The following is a 16,952-nucleotide window of genomic DNA, read 5'->3' as shown; positions in this document are numbered from 1 at the left end:
GGCGTCTGCTAAAGCAGCTTAGTCAAGCTTTCGGAAAGTGAAGGATTAATTCCGGGTGCCGCCGCTGCCCTTGCAGCCAGCCGATCGGTCACATGGCGGCTTCAGGCGCCGGTCGAGGCGGCAAGCTGGTTTTTCCATTCTCGCGGCGATTGTCCGGCTTGGGCCTTGAATGCGCGCGAAAGCGCTGCTTCGCTGCCGTAGCCGACCTCGGTGGCGATTACCTTCAGCGGCCGCCCGCGCTGCAGCGCCTTTTGCGCCAGGCGGACGCGCCAGCCCTGCAGATACTGGCCGGGCGTCTGCCCGAGCGTTTCGCGGAAGCTGGTGGCGAAGGCGCTACGCGACATCCCGGCGACGCGGGCGAGCTCTTCGAGCGTCCAGTCCTGCGCCGGCGCTTCGTGCATCGCCACCAGCGCGTTGCGCAAACGCGGATGGGCGAGGCCTGAGAGCAGTCCGCCGCTGACCTCGTCGCTTTCCATCAGCTGACGCAGGATCTGGATCATCACCACCTCCACCAGGCGCTCGATCAGCGCCATGCGCCCGCAGCGCTGTTTGAAGGCCTCCTCGAACAGCAGCGAGAGCACCGGCTCGGCACCCATGACACCATCCAGCGGCAGGCAGACCAGATCGGCCAGCGCCGAGGCGATCGGGTTGGCCCTGCCCCCCTCGAACGTCAGGTTCGCGCAGACCATGTCCACCTCGCAGTCCGGCGCGGTGATGAAGCGATGCGTCAGCGGTCGCGGGAACAGCAGCAGGCTCGGCTGCGTGACGTGCAGTGTCTCCCGGCCGTAGCGGACCTCCACCGCACCGCGGCGAATCAGGTGCAGTTGCCCGTGCACGCCATCGCTCTGCAACGTGTTGATGCCGCACAGCGGCCCGGTGTTGAACACCTGGGCGTGCATCGGGAAGTGCGTCATCAACGCAGCGAGGCGATCGGACATGTAAGTACTCCTGATCAAGTTTCCCGGACTTTACGTCACCAACATTTTTTTCTGGTGAGCAGAATAGCGCTTACCGGACAACACCGCTCCGGCAACTTCAGAAAACAGGAGTCACCGCCATGTCCATCGAGAAGATCCTCTACACCGCTACTGCTACCGCCACTGGCGGCCGCGAAGGTCGCGCCACATCGTCCGACCAGGCGCTCGACGTGCAGCTGTCCACGCCGCGTGAGCTGGGCGGCGCCGGTGGTGCCGGGACCAACCCCGAGCAGCTGTTCGCTGCCGGATATTCGGCCTGCTTTCTCGGGGCGCTGAAGTTCGTCGCCGGCAAGCAGAAGGTCACTCTGCCGGTGGATACGCGCATCACTGGGAAGGTCGGCATCGGCCAGATCCCCACCGGCTTCGGCATCGAGGCCGAGCTGACCATCAGTGCCCCCGGCGTTGCCCGCGACCTGCTGCAGAACCTGGTCGAGCAGGCCCACATCGTCTGCCCCTATTCCAACGCTACCCGCGGAAACATCGACGTCACGCTGGTCATCGCCGACTGAGCCGGACCGCCACCCTTTCGAACAGGAGACCCATGCCATGAACCCGATCACCCGTATCCTCGCCCTGCCGCTGCTGGCCATCGCGCTGCAGCCCGCCTTCGCCGCCCAGGCCGCACAACCGGCGAAGCCCGGCAGCGCCGCTGTTGCCGCACATACAGCCAGCACCATCACTACCGCCGATGGCGTGCAGCTCTACTACAAGGACTGGGGCCCGAAGGACGGCCCGGTGGTGACCTTCAGCCACGGCTGGCCGCTGAGTTCCGACAGCTGGGAATCGCAGATGCTGTTTCTCGCATCCGAGGGCTATCGCGTGGTCGCCCATGACCGCCGCGGCCATGGCCGGTCCAGCCAGCCCTGGGAAGGCAACGACATGGATCATTACGCCGACGACCTGGCGGCGGTGATCGACGCGCTCGACCTGCAGGACGTGACCCTGGTGGGTTTCTCCACCGGTGGTGGTGAGGTGGCGCGCTACATCGGTCGCCACGGCACCGGGCGGGTGAAAAAGGCTGTGCTGGTCAGCGCCGTGCCGCCGATGATGCTGAAGACCGCGGATAACCCGGGTGGTCTGCCGCTGGAAGTGTTCGACGGCATCCGCAAGGCTTCGCTGGAAGACCGCGCGCAGCTGTATCTGGACCTGGCTTCCGGCCCGTTCTACGGCTTCAACCGCCCGGGCGCCAAGGTATCCCAGGGATTGATCGACAACTGGCGGGCCCAGGGCATGCAGGCCGGGCACAAGAACACCTACGACTCCATCGCCGCCTTCTCGGCCACCGATTTCCGCGAGGACCTGAAGAAGTTCGATGTGCCGACGCTGGTGATCCACGGTGACGATGATCAGATCGTGCCGCTGGACAGCTCGGGCAAGGCATCCGCCGCGCTGATCGAGGACGCGCAGCTGATCGTCTACCCCGGTGCGCCGCATGGCCTGACCGACACCCACAAGGAGCGCTTCAACAACGATCTGCTGGCCTTCCTCAAGGAGTGATGCGAGCGGCTGCGCCGAGCGTGCGGTGCTTGCACCCGCAGAAACGACAAACCCCGCCAGATGGCGGGGTTTGTCTGTGGACTGCGCTAAGGCAGACCGGGGTTTCTACGCGACACCGATCAGGCGTTCTGACGGATACCGGCGACCAGCCAGGGCTGGTTCTCGCCCTGCACACGCTCCATGCGCCAGCTCTCGCTGAAGGGTTCGCCCTGGTCGAAGCGCGAGGTCTTGGCCACGCCGCTGAAGGTCAGCGTTGCGGTGGTCTTCTCGGCGTTGTCGTCGACGCCGTCGAGCTGGATCTGCAGATCGTCGATGTAGGTCGACTGATAGGCATCACCGATCTCGGCGCGCTCCTGCTTGAGGAAACCCAGCAGCTGCGGGGTAACGAACTCGGCGATCTTGTCCATCTCGTTGGCGTCCCAGTGCTGCTGCAGCGAGAGGAAGTGCTCGCGCGCGGCCGCAACGAAGTTCTGCTCGTTGAACCAGGCCGGGGCATTGATCACCGGAGCGGCGGCGACCGGGGCGGCGCTGCCACCGAAGATGGAGGTCGCGGGTTGCTGCGGCATCTCACGCTGCATTGGCGCGTGACCGGCCATGGCTGGTTGCTGCTGGCGGCGACGGGCGGCGAGGAAGCGGAACAGCAGGAAGGCGATCAGGCCGAAGATCAGTATATCCATGAACTGGATGCCCTCGAAGCCATCGCCCATGAACATCGAGGCGAGCAGGCCGCCGGCGGCCAGACCGGCCAGCGGGCCGAGCCAGCGCGAGGCACCGCTGGCGGCAGCGGGCGTCTGACGGCCAGCCTGATTCGGTGCGGCCTGGGTCTGCTGGGGCGCCTGGCGGGTCTGGTGGCTAGGTGCCGAGCCGAAGCTCTTGCCGCCGCCGAAGCGCTTGGCGTGGGCGTCCAGCGCGAAGGTCAGGCTGATACACAGCGCCATGAAAATGCTAAGCACACGTTGCATTGAGTGTTCCCGCTTGAATTAAGTGGAGGTACGCGCGCCATCCTGCCGAGCCGGGCAAGGGTTGGCGAGGGGCAGTATGTTACGAGCTTTTGCTTGCGACCGTTGGTCGCGTCCGGCCAGGCTGACCAAGAGTCGGCTGGCCCTGATCGGCGCGCGGAGCCCGGCGGCTCCGCGCGCACGGCAGGTCAACGCCAGTTGTACAGTTCCTTCTCGGAGATCTCGTGCATCGGCTTGACCTGCGCCTGGAAGGCTTTCATCGACGCCCAGATGCGCCCGTTCAGCTCGCTCTGCGCAGCCAGCTCGCCGAGCACCAGCTCCGACTGCTCCTCCATGGCGCCGAGCACTTCGTCGGGGAAGCGCTTGAGCTCGACGCCCTGCTGCTTGAGCTGATCCAGCGCCAGGGCGTTGTTGTAGACGTAGTCGTCCATCATGTCGCGGCTGGCCGCGCGGGTCGCTTCGGTGAGGATCGCCTGCAGATCCTCGGGCAGGGTGTCGAGCGCCTTCTGGTTGACCAGCAGTTCGAGCACCGCCTGCGGCTCCTGCCAGCCGGGGTAGTAGTAATACTTCGCGGCCTTGTGCAAGCCGAAGGCCAGGTCGTTGTACGGGCTGACCCAGTCGGTGGCGTCGATGGCGCCGGTCTGCAGCGCGGTGAACACCTCGCCGCCAGGCAGGTTGACGGTGGTCGCACCGAGACGTGTCAGCACTTCGCCGCCGAGGCCCGGCATGCGGATCTTCAGCCCCTTGAGGTCGTCCAGCGAATTGATTTCCTTGTTGTACCAGCCGCCCATCTGCATGCCGGTGTTGCCGACCACCATCGGCTTCACGCCGAACGGGGCATAGGCCTCGTCCCAGAACTTCTGGCCTTCGCCCTTGCTCAGCCAGGCGTTCATCTCGATGGCCGACAGGCCGAACGGCACGGAGGTGAAGAACTGCGCCGTGGGCACCTTGCCTTTCCAGTAGTAGGCAGCTCCATGGCCCAGTTCGGCGGTGCCGCGGGAGACGGCATCGAACACTTCCAGCGCCGGTACTAGTTCGCCGGCGGCGTAGACCTTGATGGTCAGGCGGCCGTCGCTCATCACCTTGACGCGCTCGGCCAGGCGTTCAGCGGCGGTGCCCAGGCCCGGGTAGTTCTTCGGCCAGGCGGTAACCATCTTCCAGGTGTAGGTCTTGGCGGGTTCGCTGGCGGCCTGCTGGCCGGTGGGTTCGACTTTCTTGTCATCGTTGCAACCGGCGAGGCCGAGGGTAGCAAGCAAGGCAGCGGCAGCACCGAACAGATGGCGGCGTTTCATGGGTCGGTATCCTTGGAAGATTCTTCTTATAGGAATGGCTGGTTGGTATGACGGGTTGACGTTAGCGTCAACCTCACAGAGCTTCAAGTTTCGCGTAGCTGAGCATCAGCCATTTGCTGCCCTCGTCCTCGAAATTCACCTGCACCCGTGCCTGGGCGCCGGAGCCTTCGAAGTTGAGGATGGTGCCTTCGCCGAACAGCGAATGGCGCACGCGCTGGCCGAGGTTGAACGGTGTTTCCGGCACGCCGGCGCCGTCGAACAGCGAGGAGCCGCTCATGCTCTTGCCGCTGAACGAGCGCGTCACCGTGTTGCTCAGCCGCACTTCCTGCACCAGCGCCGGCGGAATCTCGCGGACGAAGCGCGAGACCTTGTTGTAGGTCTCGCTGCCGTACAGCCGGCGGGTCTCGGCATAGGTGATCACCAGCTGCTGCATGGCGCGGGTGATGCCGACGTAGGCCAGGCGGCGTTCCTCTTCCAGACGGCCGGACTCCTCCAGGCTCATCTTGTGCGGGAACAGGCCTTCTTCCATGCCGACCAGGAACACCAGCGGGAACTCCAGACCCTTGGCGCTGTGCAGGGTCATCAGCTGCACGCTGTCCTCGTGATCGCCGGCCTGCTGCTCGCCGGCCTCCAGCGAGGCGTGGTCGAGGAAGGCGGCTAGGGGCGACTGGATGTCGTCGTCCTCTTCGCTGTAGTTGTCGAAGGCGCGGGCGGCGGATACCAGTTCCTCGAGGTTTTCCACCCGCGCCTGGGCCTTCTCGCCCTTTTCGTCGCGGTGGTAGGCGAGTAGCCCGGATTCCTCGATGACCAGCTGCGCCATGCTGTGCAGCGGCAGTTTCTCGACCTTCAGCGCCAGGGTGTCGACCAGCTCGACGAAGCCGTTCAGCGCGCTGGCAGCGCGGCCGGAAACCGCCTTGGTACCGACCGCCTGATGCAGCGCCGCCCACATCGACAGGCCCTGATCACGCGCCAGCTGGCGCAGTGCTTCGACGGTCTTCTCGCCGATGCCGCGCGCCGGCACGTTGATCACCCGTTCCAGCGCCGCGTCGTTGTCGCGGGTCTGGATCAGGCGCAGGTAGGCCATGGCGTTCTTGATCTCGGCGCGCTCGAAGAAGCGCTGGCCGCCGTAGATGCGGTAGGGAATCTTCTCGCGCAGCAGCGCCTCTTCCAGCACCCGCGACTGGGCGTTGGAGCGGTAGAGGATGGCGATCTCGCTGCGGCTCATGCCGTCGCGGATGGCCTTCTCGATGCTCTCGACCACGTAGCGCGCTTCGTCGTGCTCGTTGAACGCGGCGTACAGGCTGATCGGCTCGCCCTCGCAACCGGAAGTCCAGAGTTCCTTGCCGAGACGGCCCTGGTTGTTGGCGATCAGCGCGTTGGCGGCCTTGAGGATGCAGGCGGTGGAGCGGTAGTTCTGCTCCAGGCGGATGGTTTCGGCATCCGGGAAATCCTGGCTGAACTGGTGCAGGTTCTCGATCCGCGCGCCACGCCAGCCGTAGATCGACTGGTCGTCGTCGCCGACCACCATCAGGCTCTCGCCGCCCTTGGCCAGCAGCCGCAACCAGGCGTACTGCACGGCATTGGTGTCCTGGAACTCGTCGACCAGCACGTGGCGGAAGCGGCGCTGATAGTGATCGAGCAGGCCTGGATGGTCGCGCCACAGGTCCAGGGCGCGCAGCAGCAGCTCGGAGAAGTCGATCACCCCGGCGCGGGCGCAGGCCTCTTCATAGGCTTCGTAGATCTTCAGCTGGGTGGCGAGGAACAGATCACCGCCGGGCTGAATGTTGCGTGGGCGCAGCCCTTCGTCCTTCTGCGCATTGATCCACCACTGTGCCTGGCGCGCCGGCCAGCGCTGCTCGTCGAGGCCGAGCTCGCGGATCACCCGCTTGACCAGGCGCTGCTGGTCGTCGGAATCGAGAATCTGGAAATTCTCCGCCAGCTTCGCCTCGCGCCAGTGCGCACGCAGCAGGCGATGGGCCAGGCCGTGGAAGGTGCCGACCCACATGCCCTGCGGGTTGACATGCAGCAGTTGCTCGATGCGCTGGCGCATCTCGGCGGCAGCCTTGTTGGTAAAGGTCACCGAAAGGATCGAGTGCAATGATGCGCGCTCGACCTGGTGCAACCAGGCGATGCGATGCACCAGAACGCGGGTCTTGCCCGAGCCTGCGCCGGCCAGCACCAATTGCCGGCCCAGCGGCGCGGCCACGGCCTGGCGCTGAGCATCGTTGAGGGAATTCAGGAGAAGGGAGAGATCGTCATGCATCGCGGCATTCTATTGGAAATGCCTGCGCTGCGCTCGCCCTGTGGTCCGTTTGGCCGAGCGCCATGCATCGCGGCGGGAGCCTGCTTCGCCTTATGGGTTATGCCGGAACTCCGTTGGTCGGTGAGCATGGCCCACAGACCAATTTCCGACGCAGCATGTATGACGCGAGACTAGCAACGTGCCATTATCGGCCGTGTTTTGGTTCCGAGAGAGCCTGATTCGGGTGCAGTTATTACTAGAACAACAGACATGACCGATTCCATTCGAACCGCCTTCCCGGGGGCTGCGACCGCTGTTGCAGACGGGATGGCGCCCTCCGACCACATTGCCGAACGCACGCGTTTGCTCTATCTGGGGTCGCGTGTCCCGGCGCTGTTGCTGTTGCTCTCGACGCTGATCTGCGGCGTGGTGCTATGGGAGGACAACGGCGGCATCGAACTCGGTGGCTGGATCGGCTGGATGCTCGCGCTGGGCCTGCTGTGGCTGCAGCAGGTCATGGCGTTCGGCAAGGCTAGCCCCGAGGGGCAGGCCGATGCGCACTGGCGCTGGCGGTTCTTTCTCGGCAGCAGCATATGTGCGGTCAGCCTGAGCTATGCAATGGTCGCGCTGATACCCGCTGATGCTTTCGCCACGCAGGCGCTGCTGTACGGTTTGATCGGTTCGGTCGTCGTCGCCGCCAGCGTCGCCTATGGCGTCTGCCTTCCTGCTTTCTTCTGTTTCGCCGTGCCCAGCCTGCTGCCGACCGGTTTGCTGTTGATGACCAGCGGCCATCCGTTGCAGCAGGGTTGGGGGTTGCTGGCGATGATCGTGCTGGCGACCTTGAGCCTGACCGCCTGGCAGATCAGTCGATTGATCACCGACAGTATCGAACAACGCCTGCACCGGCAGCGCCTGATCGACCGGTTGGAGAGGGCCGGTCGCGAGGCCGAGCTGCTCAATCACCGGCTAGGGTCGGAGATTGAACAGCGTTGCCATGCCGAGCAGCAGCTGCGCAGCGCTTACGATGGCCTCGAGTTGCGTGTGGCCGAACGTACGGTGGAGCTTGCCCGGGCCGCGGAAGAACTCGGTGAAAGCGAAGCACGGCTCAATCTGGCGCTCGATGCCAGCGGCCTCGGTCTGTGGGATTGGGACCTGGCGAACAACCGGGTCCACCACTCCCGGCTGGAAGTGGTCTTCGGTGTCGGCTTGCCCGATCGTCGCGATGAGCATGGCTCGCCGCTGCCGGACATCCATCCCGACGATCTGGAAGCCGTCCGTGCGACACTGATCGCGCATCTGAAGGGTGAAACCGAATTCTTTACCGTGGAGTATCGGGCGCTGCGCGCTGATGGCAGCGAACTCTGGCTCGAAGACCGCGGCCGGGTGATCCAGCGCGATGCCGGTGGGCGAGCGTTGCGCATGATCGGTACCCGCCGTGACATCAGCGAGCTGCGCAGCCAGGCCGAGCAGCAGCGCCTGGCGGCCACGGTGTTCGAAGCCGCCAGCGAAGGCATGGTGATCATGAACGCCCGCTACCGCGTGTTGGCGGTGAATGATGCCTGCTGCGCGCTGTGCGGCTACGACCGCGAGGAGCTGATCGGTCACAGCGTGGCGCGAATCGCCGGCTCGCAGGAGAGCCAGCGGCAGTACCAGACCATGCGTGAAGCGCTGGAACTGCACGGTCACTGGCAGGGCGAGCTGATCGAGACCCGCAAGAGCGGTGAGGTCTACCCGCAGTGGGTGCAGTTGCGCGAGGTACGCGATGCCAACGACAGCGTCACCCATGTGGTTGCCTTCATCTCCGACCTCAGCGTGCGGCGCAAGATCGAGGAGCGCCTGCGCTACCTGACTCATTACGATGACCTCACCGGGCTGGCCAACCGCGGCCTGCTCAAGGAGCGTCTGCACGAGGCCTGCCAACGGGTGCGCCGCAATGGCCGCAACATGGCGGTGCTCTACATCGATCTGGACCGCTTCAAGCTGCTCAACGAAAGCCTGGGCCATGAGGCTGCCGACGCGCTGCTGCGCGAGATGTCGCGACGGATCACCCAGACCCTGAGCGAGGCCGACACCATCGCGCGGCTGTCCGGCGACGAGTTCGTCGTGCTGATCGACGCCTACGGCAGTCTCAGCAGCCTCGCGCATCTGGGCAGCCGGTTGCTGCAGCGCATCCGCAAACCAGTGATCATCGATGAGCAGGAGCTGGTCATCAGCGCCTCGATCGGCGTCAGCCTGATGCCGGACAACAGCCGTGATGCGGAAGTGCTGCTGCGCCAGGCGAACATGGCCATGCAGCAGGCCAAGCACCTGGGCGGCAACACGCTGCAGTTCTTCACCGACCGTCCGCAGGCGTCGAGCATGCAGTACCTGCAGCTGGAGAATCAGCTGCGCAAGGCGCTGGATTCCGGCCAGCTGGAAGTGTTCTATCAGCCTCGTCTGACGCTGGCCAACGATGCCCTGGATGCTGCCGAAGCGCTGGTGCGCTGGCGTCACCCCGAGCGCGGACTGGTCGCGCCGGCGCACTTCATTCCGCTGGCGGAAGAGACCGGTTTGATCATTCCGCTCGGTGAGTTCGTCTTGCGCGAGGCCTGCCGCCAGGCGCGCCAGTGGCAGCAGCAGGGGCTGGCCGAGATCCGCGTCTCGGTGAACCTCTCGGTCAAGCAGTTGCGCCAGGGCAACTTCGTCAGCCTGGTGCGCCAGGTGCAGGAGGAAACCGGCCTGCCGGCGACCATGCTGGAGCTGGAACTGACCGAAAGCCAGTTGCTGGACGACATCGATAACGCCATCAGCATCAGCGAGCAGCTGCGCGCGCTGGGCGTGCGACTGGCGATCGACGATTTTGGCACCGGCTTCTCGTCGCTGAGTTACCTCAAGCGCTTCCCGGTGGATTACGTGAAGATCGACCGCTCGTTCATCAGTGAGCTGGAGCATTCCAGCCAGGATGCGGCGATTACCCGGGCGATCATCGCCATGGTCCACAGCCTGGAGCGCAAGGTGGTAGCCGAGGGCGTGGAAACCCAGGCGCAGATGGATTTCCTCAAGGCCAACCAGTGCGACGAAATCCAGGGTTACCTGCTCAGTCCGCCGGTGCCGGCCGAGCAGTTCGCCGAACTGCTGCGCTAGGCTGCGGCGTCGCGATGCGACGCCAGCTCCGCGCTCAACCGCGCGTGGTGCTGCCGCCCAGTTCGCGCATCAGCAGGGCGTAGCGCAGATCGACGTCTTCCGGCACCGGCAGGTACACCGTATGACCGTCGCCCGGCGCCACCTCGATGGCTTCGCCGCGCTTGTCCTCCAGCCGCTCAAGACGCAGATTGAGATTGCCCTGCGGCGTCATCAGCTCCAGCCGGTCGCCCACCGCGAAGCGATTCTTCACCTTCACCTCGGCCAGCCCGTTGCGCCGCTCGCCGGTCAGTTCGCCGACGAACTGCTGGCGCTCGGAGAGCGAGAAGCCGCGTTCGTAGTTCTGGTATTCGTCATGCACGTGACGGCGCAGGAAACCTTCGGTGTAGCCGCGGTGCGCCAGCGATTCGAGGGTGTCCATCAACGACTTGTCGAACGGCCGGCCGGCGAGGGCGTCGTCGATGGCCTTGCGGTAGACCTGCGCGGTGCGCGCCACGTAGTAGTGGCTCTTGGTACGGCCTTCGATCTTCAGCGAATGCACGCCCATCTGCACCAGGCGCTCGACATGCTGCACGGCGCGCAGGTCCTTGGAATTCATGATGTAGGTGCCGTGCTCGTCCTCGGTGGCCTCCATAAACTCGCCAGGACGCGAGACGTCCTCGAGCAGGAATACCTTGTCGGTGGGGGCCCCGACGCCCAGGGTCGGGTCGTCCTGCGCCGCGACCTGCTGTACGGCGATGGGCTCGTAGAGATGAACCGAGTTGCCCAGTTCGTCCTCCTTCGCCTCGTGGGTCTTGTATTCCCAGCGGCAGGCGTTGGTGCAGGTGCCCTGATTGGGGTCGCGCTTGTTGATGTAGCCGGACAGCAGGCAGCGGCCGGAATAGGCCATGCACAGCGCGCCGTGGACGAACACCTCCAGCTCCATGCCCGGCACCTGTTCGCGGATCTCGCCGATCTCCTCCAGCGATAGTTCGCGGGACAGGATCACGCGGCTGACGCCCTGGCTTTCCCAGAACTTCACCGTCGCCCAGTTCACCGCGTTGGCCTGCACCGAGAGGTGGATGGTCTGCTGCGGGAAGTGCTGGCGCACCAGCATGATCAGACCGGGATCGGACATGATCAGCGCATCCGGTCCCATCGCCACCACCGGCTCCAGATCCTTGATGAAGGTCTTCAGCTTGGCGTTGTGCGGGGCGATGTTGACCACCACGTAGAACTGCTTGCCCAGCGCGTGCGCTTCGTCGATGCCGAGCTTGAGGTTGGCGTGGTCGAACTCGTTGTTGCGCACGCGCAGGCTGTAGCGCGGCTGCCCGGCATACACCGCATCGGCGCCGTAGGCGAAGGCGTAGCGCATGGATTTCAGCGTGCCGGCAGGCGACAGCAGCTCGGTGCGGTTGGGGGTGCTCATGGCGCGGAACTCGCAGGGGTATCGAAAGCGCGGCATTTTACTGCGCTTGCCCGGCGATTGCGCGTCGTCTTCGATGGTTGCAGAGCGTGACGGCGCCCCGCGGGGCAGGGCGCCGGGCCGTCAGGCCGCGGATGCTTCCTTGAGCATCTCGTAGAGACGGTCCTTGAGCTGCAGCTTCTGCTTCTTCAGATTCTCCACCTCGCTGTCGGTACCCGGCACGATGTGCGCTTCGATGTTCTTTACGTGCTGGTCGAGGTCGTTGTGCTCGTCGAACAGACGGGCAAAGGTCTTGTTTTCCGCCTTGAGACGAGTGATCAGGTCGCGGTACTCGGGAAACATGGCAACTCCTGCGTTGTGGATGAGCGGGCGAGCAGGTCAGGCGTAAGCCGTGACCGGCCTCTTGTCTCCATAGTCATCCTGCGCGGTGCCGGCGGTATTGATCGGTGTCATGCGTCCAGACAGCAAAACGCCGGGACGAGCCCGGCGTTTCGGTCCTGCACCTGGATCAGGCCGCGGCAATCACGTCGCCGTGATTCTCCGGCTCGATCAGCGCGCGGTGCAGCGCGGCGATGGCGGCGTCGTAGTCTTCCTCGTTGACCACGCACTGCATCTCCACCTGGCGGATCGACTGGTGGATCGCCTGGATGCTGATACCTGCCTCGGCCAGCGCGGCCACGGTCTTGGCCAGGATGCCCTTGACCTTGAGGTCCGAACCGATAGCCGAGACGATCGCCAGGTTATGTACGGTGACCTCGGCGGCCGGATACTTTTCCTCGATCAGGCGAGCGGCGCGGGTGATCAGCTTGCGCGAGCCGGAGGTGTAGTAGGTGATGCTGTTGGCGTCGGAATCCTTGTTCACCACATAGAGCTTGAGCTGCTTGAGCAGCTTGCTGATTTCCATGTCGTGGCTGATGTCGCCGAGCATGTCCTGGTCGAACACCTCGATGCCGAAGACGTCCTTGCGTCCGGCGATGATCTCCACGCAGGGCTTTTCGGACTTGTAGTCCTGGCTGATCAGCGTACCGCCGTGCTCGGGCTCGAAGGCGTTCTTGATGCGCAGCTCGACGCCGGCGCGACGCAAGGTCTTGGCCGCGCGCGGATGGATCGCCTCCATGCCGAGGTTCGACAGCTGGTCGGCGACGTCGTAGTTGGTGCGCCCGATGGTCACCACCTTGTCGGCACCGACCAGGTTCGGGTCGGCGGAGGAGAGGTGGAATTCCTTGTGGATGATCGCCTCGTGGGCACCGGTGGCGGCGGCGATTTGGGCGAAGGTGATCTCGCTGTAGCCGCGGTCGTAGGTGTTCATCAGGCCTTCGGCGCAATGCGTATAGCCGGTGGCGACCACCAATTCACGGTTGAGGTCGAAGCCGGCGAAGTGGCTGGCGATCATCTCCTCGAACGGCAGCGGCGCTTCCTGCTGCCAGCCGGTGAGGTCGGCCAGGCGCGCGTTGACGCCGCGCTGCTTGAGCGCCAGCACCGAGTTGAAGGCACTGTGTGCTTCACCGAGGGAGGCGAGCATCTCGCGCACCTTCATCAGGTGCTCGGAGAGCTGGAAGTGCCCGTAGGCACAGAGCTTCTGCAGGCTGTGCATGCACTCGCTGGCATCGTCGATGCGCGAGTTGATGAACTGGTTGGCGGCGTGCAGCTCGTACTCGGAGCTGAACAGTTCGGCGTTCTTGGCCAGCATGCGCTGGCGCACGTGCTCCAGCGCCTCGCGCCAGGCGCCCTCGCTCTGGGCGTCGGCGAAGCGCTGATAGACGCCGGGTTCGCCGGTTTTCTTGTGTTCCAGCAGCAGGTTGGTCATGCCGCTGTAGGCCGAGACGACGAAGATGCGCTGGTACAGCGCTGCGCCTTCCCGGCGGCCGATGAAGATATTGTCGAGGACTTCCTCGAAGCGGCTCATCGACGTGCCGCCGATCTTTTCTACGGTATGCATCTTTTTATTGCGTCCGAATCTGGCAGGCCGTTGACGGGCCCGGCGCGGCTGGCACACCTGTCGATCAACGAGCTGGAAGTGAGTTCATCCCTGGGCCAATAAGCGATCGGCCGAGCCGGGGGATCGGGCCCGTCATCAGACGCGCCCGATCGCCTCAGAGATACTGTTGCGGCTGAATGTCCAGCGGCTTGAAGTTCTCACGCTCGGCGACGAAGGCCGGGCGGGGTTTCTGCTCGCAGAACGGCGGCTGCACGGCATTATCCACGTGGTTGTAGACGTAGAACAGATTGCTCCGCGCGCTGGGTGTGATGTTGCCGTTGGAGCCGTGCATGGTGTTGCAGTCGAAGAACACCACACTGCCGGCCGGGCCGGTGGCGCAGTCGATGCCGAAGCGGCTGGCCAGCTCGCTCAGGCTGTTCTGGTCGGGCACGCCGAATTCCTGCTTGCGCAGGGATTTCTCGTAGTGGTTCTCCGGCGTGGCGCCGACGCAGCGCACGTAGTGCTTGTGCGAGCCGGGCATCAGCATCAGCGGGCCGTTGTGCGGCTCGTTGTCGGTCAAGAGGATCGAGCAGGACAGGCAACGCATGCGCGGCATGCCGTCCTCTACGTGCCAGGTCTCGAAGTCCGAGTGCCAGTAGAACTCCTTGCCGGTGAAGCCGGGCTTGAAGTTCATCCGCGATTGGTGCACGTACAGATCACCGCCGAGGATGAAGCGGGCGATGCCGGCAGTTCGTTCGTCGGCTGCCACACGGGCGAACAGGTGGTTGTCGCTGTGAATGTCGAACACCGAGCGGACCGCGCCGCTGTCGGGTTCCTTGATGGTCTTGCCGGAGCCGGCGACGGCCGGGTCCTGGCGCATGCGCTCGAGTTCGGCACGGAATACCGCGACTTCATCGGCGCTGAACAGATTGGGGATGACCAGGTAGCCGTCGCGTTCGAAACGTTCGATCAGCTCCGCCGCTATCGGCGCATTCTCCAGGTCGCTGCGGTAGACGACCGGATCCAGGCGTTCTTGCCAGCTGGGCTGGTCTTCCTGGCGCGAGGGATACAGGTCGGCTTGCATAGGGTTCACGCTTACCTCCTTTTCTGGTGATGGTTGGGGCGGCGCGGTGGCCGCCCCGGTAAACCGGTATCAGACGGTTTCGGCCTCCAGCGGATAGACGCCGCTCTCGTCATGCACTTCCTTGCCGTTGAGCGGCGGGTTGAAGACGCAGGCCATCTTCATGTCCTCGCTGCCGCCACGCAGCAGGTGCTCGTCGTGCTTGTCGAGGATGTACAGCGTGCCGGGTTCGATCTTGTAGATCTTGCCGTCGGCGATGGTCTCGACCTCACCGTTGCCGCTCATGCAGTACACCGACTCCAGGTGGTTCTGGTAGTGGATGTGCGTCTCGGTGCCGGCGTAGATGGTGGTGATATGGAACGAGAAGCCCATGTTGTCGTCCTTGAGCAGCATGCGTGTGCTGTCCCAGGTACCGGTCTTGCTGTGGACCTTGCGGTCGGTCTGCTCGCAGTCGGCGAGTTTTCTCACGATCATCTGCGGGTCCTCCTCAGGAAGCCTGGTTGGCGGTCTGCTCACCCATCACGGCGGCAAACGCCTTGTCGAGAATGGAAAGCGCACGGTCGATCTGCTCTTCGCTGATGATCAGCGGGCAGAGACACTTGACCACTTCGCTGTGGGCGCCGCTGGTCTCGACCACCAGGCCATTGTCGAAGGCGTGACGGCAGACGGCCGAAGCGATGTCGCCATCCGGGCAGCTGATGCCGAGCATCATTCCGCGGCCCTTGAGGAACAGTGAATCCGGGCCGTGACGGCGGATGATGCGCTGCATGCCGTCGGCGATGCGCTTGCCCTTGGCCTTCACGCTGTTGGCGAACTCGTCGTTCTGCCAGAAGTGCTCGACGGCCGCGGCGGCGGTGACGAAGGCGTGGTTGTTGCCGCGGAAGGTGCCGTTGTGTTCGCCCGGCTTCCACTGGTCCAGCTCCTGGCGCAGCAGCACCATGGCGAACGGCAGGCCGTAGCCGGACAGCGACTTGGACAGCGTGACGATATCCGGCTGGATGCCCATCTCCTCGAAGCTGAAGAAGGTGCCGGTGCGGCCGCAGCCGGCCTGGATGTCGTCGACGATCAGCAGCATCTCGTGCTTGCGGCAGAGCTTCTCGAGCTTGCGCATCCACTCGGCCGATGCGGTGTTCAGACCGCCTTCGCCCTGGACCACCTCGACGATCACCGCGGCCGGTTTGTCGATACCGCTGGACGGGTCGGAGAGCAGCTTGTCCATCATGCCGATGGTGTTGGTCTTGTCGCCAAAGTAGTTGGCGTAAGGCATGCGGCTGACGTCGGTGAGGCTGATGCCGGAGCCGCCGCGGTGATGCTGGTTGCCGGTGGCGGCCAGCGCGCCGATGCTGCAGCCGTGGAAGCCGTTGGTGAAGCTGATGATGTTGTTGCGCCCGGTAACCTTGCGCGCCAGCTTCATCGCCGCCTCGACCGCGTTGGTGCCGGTCGGGCCGGTGAACTGCATGCGGTAGTCACCCATGCCACGCGGCTCGAGGATCAGGCGATTGAAGGTTTCGAGGAAGCGCTCCTTGGCCGCGGTGTACATGTCCAGGCCGTGGGTGATGCCGTCGCTCTCGATGTAGTCGAGCAGCGCCTGCTTGAGCACCGGGTGGTTGTGCCCGTAGTTGAGCGTGCCGGCACCGGCGAGGAAGTCGATGTAGCGCTTGCCGTCCTGAGTGACCAGTTCGGCGCCCTGGGCCTGATTGAAGACCACGGGGAAGGAACGGCAGTAGCTGCGAACCTTGGATTCGTTCAGTTCGAAAGTTTTCATGCGTGCTCCTTGAGCTCTTCTTCTAGATGGGAAACGGTGAACGGGCCGGCGCGGTAGAGCACCTCGTCCTCGTGCTGTCCGGCGAAATGCTCGGCGCGCGAGAACAGCGTGCGCGTGGTGCAGTCGGCACCCAGCTTGTCGAAGGCCCGCTTGAACAGCGCCTGGGACGCCGCGTTGTCCGGGGAGATGGTGGTTTCCATGTAGCGCACGCCGTCACGGGCGACCCGTTCGGTCAGCGCCAGCAGCATGCGCAGGGCCAGCCCCTGGCCGCGCATCGAACTGTCGACGGCGACCTGCCAGACGAACAATGTGTCCGGCCGCGAAGGAGGGCGATAACCCGAAATGAAACCGACCAGCTCGCCTTGGGCGTTCTCTGCGGCGATGGCGGTGTCAGCGAAGTCGGAACACTGCAGCAGGTTGCAGTAGACCGAATTGGTATCGAGGGGCTGGCAGCGCGCCACCAGCTGATGCAGGTTGTAACCGTCGCCGTCGGTTGGGCGACGGAGCATTACGGTGGGGAAACTCAAAACAATGCCTTTGGGGTTGTTGATTGAATTCCTTTTTAGGGTAGGCATATCTTGGAAAGTTTCTCAACCCATGTTTCCTGATATGCGAAGTGTGGCGACGCCTATATACCGCCAGAGCCCGCGTTGTTCCTGCGCCGACGCCGCGGATGTTTCAGTCTGTTTCGGTCTC

Annotated in this window: 14 protein-coding genes; 3 read left to right on the top strand and 11 right to left on the bottom strand. The window is 64.4% G+C overall.

Going from position 1 to position 16,952, the window contains the following annotated elements; all coding sequences use genetic code 11:
* Nucleotides 1-101: 101 nt before the first annotated feature.
* Complete coding sequence (locus tag HZR81_RS08795) at nucleotides 102-938, bottom strand: AraC family transcriptional regulator (RefSeq protein ID WP_500127868.1); 837 nt, start codon at nucleotides 936-938, stop codon at nucleotides 102-104.
* A 119-nt stretch (nucleotides 939-1,057) separates the two neighbouring features.
* Here HZR81_RS08795 and HZR81_RS08790 point away from each other — a divergent pair, with 119 nt between their 5' ends.
* Together HZR81_RS08790 and HZR81_RS08785 are read left to right on the top strand one after the other, a co-directional pair.
* The gene (locus tag HZR81_RS08790; protein WP_500127867.1) at nucleotides 1,058-1,486 is read left to right on the top strand and encodes an organic hydroperoxide resistance protein; all 429 of its coding nucleotides are present in this window, start codon (nucleotides 1,058-1,060) and stop codon (nucleotides 1,484-1,486) included.
* Between the two features lie 37 nt (nucleotides 1,487-1,523).
* Nucleotides 1,524-2,474 (top strand): alpha/beta fold hydrolase, encoded by a 951-nt coding sequence (locus tag HZR81_RS08785; RefSeq protein WP_500127866.1) that lies wholly within the window; start codon nucleotides 1,524-1,526, stop codon nucleotides 2,472-2,474.
* Between the two features lie 119 nt (nucleotides 2,475-2,593).
* On the opposite strand, the gene HZR81_RS08780 is transcribed toward HZR81_RS08785, so the two are convergent.
* From HZR81_RS08780 to uvrD, 3 genes are all read right to left on the bottom strand, one after another.
* A complete protein-coding gene (locus HZR81_RS08780; protein WP_013981370.1) occupies nucleotides 2,594-3,436 on the bottom strand; it encodes a Tim44 domain-containing protein in 843 nt (280 codons plus the stop codon).
* 185 nt (nucleotides 3,437-3,621) lie between these two features.
* Complete coding sequence (locus HZR81_RS08775; protein ID WP_500127865.1) at nucleotides 3,622-4,725, bottom strand: TRAP transporter substrate-binding protein; 1,104 nt, start codon at nucleotides 4,723-4,725, stop codon at nucleotides 3,622-3,624.
* A 73-nt stretch (nucleotides 4,726-4,798) separates the two neighbouring features.
* Nucleotides 4,799-6,988, bottom strand: a complete 2,190-nt coding sequence (gene uvrD / locus HZR81_RS08770; protein ID WP_500127864.1) for a DNA helicase II — start codon at nucleotides 6,986-6,988, stop codon at nucleotides 4,799-4,801.
* Between the two features lie 249 nt (nucleotides 6,989-7,237).
* On the opposite strand from uvrD, the gene HZR81_RS08765 reads away from it, so the two are divergent.
* Nucleotides 7,238-10,090 carry a putative bifunctional diguanylate cyclase/phosphodiesterase gene (locus tag HZR81_RS08765; protein WP_500127863.1) on the top strand — a complete coding sequence of 951 codons (2,853 nt, stop codon included), beginning with the start codon at nucleotides 7,238-7,240 and terminating at the stop codon, nucleotides 10,088-10,090.
* A gap of 34 nt (nucleotides 10,091-10,124) precedes the next feature.
* Here the strand turns inward: HZR81_RS08765 and trhP are convergent, their stop codons facing one another.
* The 7 genes from trhP to ectA form a co-directional block, all read right to left on the bottom strand.
* Nucleotides 10,125-11,495 carry a prephenate-dependent tRNA uridine(34) hydroxylase TrhP gene (trhP, locus tag HZR81_RS08760; RefSeq protein ID WP_500127861.1) on the bottom strand — a complete coding sequence of 457 codons (1,371 nt, stop codon included), beginning with the start codon at nucleotides 11,493-11,495 and terminating at the stop codon, nucleotides 10,125-10,127.
* Nucleotides 11,496-11,615: 120 nt separating this feature from the next.
* A complete protein-coding gene (locus HZR81_RS08755) occupies nucleotides 11,616-11,834 on the bottom strand; it encodes an HP1242/YdcH family protein (RefSeq protein WP_095461209.1) in 219 nt (72 codons plus the stop codon).
* A gap of 166 nt (nucleotides 11,835-12,000) precedes the next feature.
* Nucleotides 12,001-13,431, bottom strand: a complete 1,431-nt coding sequence (locus HZR81_RS08750) for an aspartate kinase (RefSeq protein WP_110778447.1) — start codon at nucleotides 13,429-13,431, stop codon at nucleotides 12,001-12,003.
* Between the two features lie 154 nt (nucleotides 13,432-13,585).
* Nucleotides 13,586-14,494 carry an ectoine hydroxylase gene (gene thpD, locus HZR81_RS08745; RefSeq protein ID WP_063541231.1) on the bottom strand — a complete coding sequence of 303 codons (909 nt, stop codon included), beginning with the start codon at nucleotides 14,492-14,494 and terminating at the stop codon, nucleotides 13,586-13,588.
* Nucleotides 14,495-14,563: 69 nt separating this feature from the next.
* The gene (locus HZR81_RS08740; RefSeq protein WP_063541230.1) at nucleotides 14,564-14,965 is read right to left on the bottom strand and encodes an ectoine synthase; all 402 of its coding nucleotides are present in this window, start codon (nucleotides 14,963-14,965) and stop codon (nucleotides 14,564-14,566) included.
* A 13-nt stretch (nucleotides 14,966-14,978) separates the two neighbouring features.
* Entirely contained in the window at nucleotides 14,979-16,256 is a 1,278-nt protein-coding gene (gene ectB / locus HZR81_RS08735) for a diaminobutyrate--2-oxoglutarate transaminase (protein ID WP_063541229.1), read from the bottom strand.
* A complete protein-coding gene (gene ectA / locus HZR81_RS08730) occupies nucleotides 16,253-16,765 on the bottom strand; it encodes a diaminobutyrate acetyltransferase (RefSeq protein ID WP_500127899.1) in 513 nt (170 codons plus the stop codon). Before ectA ends, ectB begins: the two co-directional genes overlap by 4 nt.
* Nucleotides 16,766-16,952: the final 187 nt, after the last annotated feature.

The organism is Pseudomonas sp. LM13 (genome assembly GCF_041381355.1).
Lineage (GTDB): Bacteria > Pseudomonadota > Gammaproteobacteria > Pseudomonadales > Pseudomonadaceae > Stutzerimonas > Stutzerimonas frequens.
Note: the sequence above shows the minus strand (reverse complement) of the source record. Positions and strands in the feature narration are given on the sequence as shown.

Excerpts from the sequence above, each read along its gene's own strand:
- HZR81_RS08795 (WP_500127868.1), bottom strand. The coding sequence starts at position 938 with ATGTCCGATCGCCTCGCTGCGTTGATGACGCACTTCCCGATGCACGCC.
- HZR81_RS08790 (WP_500127867.1), top strand. The coding sequence starts at position 1,058 with ATGTCCATCGAGAAGATCCTCTACACCGCTACTGCTACCGCCACTGGC.
- HZR81_RS08785 (WP_500127866.1), top strand. The coding sequence starts at position 1,524 with ATGAACCCGATCACCCGTATCCTCGCCCTGCCGCTGCTGGCCATCGCG.
- HZR81_RS08780 (WP_013981370.1), bottom strand. The coding sequence starts at position 3,436 with ATGCAACGTGTGCTTAGCATTTTCATGGCGCTGTGTATCAGCCTGACC.
- HZR81_RS08775 (WP_500127865.1), bottom strand. The coding sequence starts at position 4,725 with ATGAAACGCCGCCATCTGTTCGGTGCTGCCGCTGCCTTGCTTGCTACC.
- uvrD (WP_500127864.1), bottom strand. The coding sequence starts at position 6,988 with ATGCATGACGATCTCTCCCTTCTCCTGAATTCCCTCAACGATGCTCAG.
- HZR81_RS08765 (WP_500127863.1), top strand. The coding sequence starts at position 7,238 with ATGACCGATTCCATTCGAACCGCCTTCCCGGGGGCTGCGACCGCTGTT.
- trhP (WP_500127861.1), bottom strand. The coding sequence starts at position 11,495 with ATGAGCACCCCCAACCGCACCGAGCTGCTGTCGCCTGCCGGCACGCTG.
- HZR81_RS08755 (WP_095461209.1), bottom strand. The coding sequence starts at position 11,834 with ATGTTTCCCGAGTACCGCGACCTGATCACTCGTCTCAAGGCGGAAAAC.
- HZR81_RS08750 (WP_110778447.1), bottom strand. The coding sequence starts at position 13,431 with ATGCATACCGTAGAAAAGATCGGCGGCACGTCGATGAGCCGCTTCGAG.
- thpD (WP_063541231.1), bottom strand. The coding sequence starts at position 14,494 with ATGCAAGCCGACCTGTATCCCTCGCGCCAGGAAGACCAGCCCAGCTGG.
- HZR81_RS08740 (WP_063541230.1), bottom strand. The coding sequence starts at position 14,965 with ATGATCGTGAGAAAACTCGCCGACTGCGAGCAGACCGACCGCAAGGTC.
- ectB (WP_063541229.1), bottom strand. The coding sequence starts at position 16,256 with ATGAAAACTTTCGAACTGAACGAATCCAAGGTTCGCAGCTACTGCCGT.
- ectA (WP_500127899.1), bottom strand. The coding sequence starts at position 16,765 with ATGCTCCGTCGCCCAACCGACGGCGACGGTTACAACCTGCATCAGCTG.